Annotated in this window: 1 pseudogene; it reads left to right on the top strand. The window is 57.8% G+C overall.

Annotated elements, in window-relative coordinates:
- Nucleotides 1–109: 109 nt before the first annotated feature.
- A pseudogene (locus tag AC1Q6D_RS33155) lies at nt 110–640 on the top strand (hypothetical protein); the annotation flags it as partial.

The following is a 640-nucleotide window of genomic DNA, read 5'->3' as shown; positions in this document are numbered from 1 at the left end:
GGCGCTGCGTGACGAAATGTTGCGCACCGTGCGTGATTTTCGCGCCACGGGGACGTTTGGCCAGCCACTGATGAGTGTGTTGAAGTCCGGGGGCGACGGGATTGCGTTGTTGCTGTTTGTTTATCAGGGGCAGAAGTTTGTGGAGGTGTTAAGTGCGATCATTAAAAACAATGACCGTTCTTTCTCTGATAAAGCGGCTTTCGCTGAGTCCTTGATTGGAATCTCGGCAGCAGGTTTTGCCGCTGTACAGGGCCTGTCAGTGACGGTCCTTCAGGCACATATCGTGCAGATGAACAGTGTTGCAGGCAAGCTCAACACCATGAGCCGTCTAGGACACTGGAGTGGTATCGCTGGGTTGGGTGCCTTTGGATTTGGTGCTGCGGCTGCGGCAATCGATCTAGGCAAGCATTCCCGACAATGGGCTAAAGCGCTGGCCCAAGGCAATCACCAGGCCTTGGCAGCCACGACCCTGCAAATCGCTGGCGACGGCATCCTCGTGGGCACCAACACCTGGGGCGCCAAACACACGACGTCGATCATCAACCAGATCCTCAAAAACCCCACCGAACTGCGGGCGCTGGCCTGGGCCGAAGCCAGTCCACGGCTGCTGAGCATCGCTGCCAGGGCCAACCTGGTGGGG

It is taken from the genome of Pseudomonas sp. MT92 (genome assembly GCF_058792515.1).
This window is presented reverse-complemented; position numbering and strand designations above follow the sequence as displayed.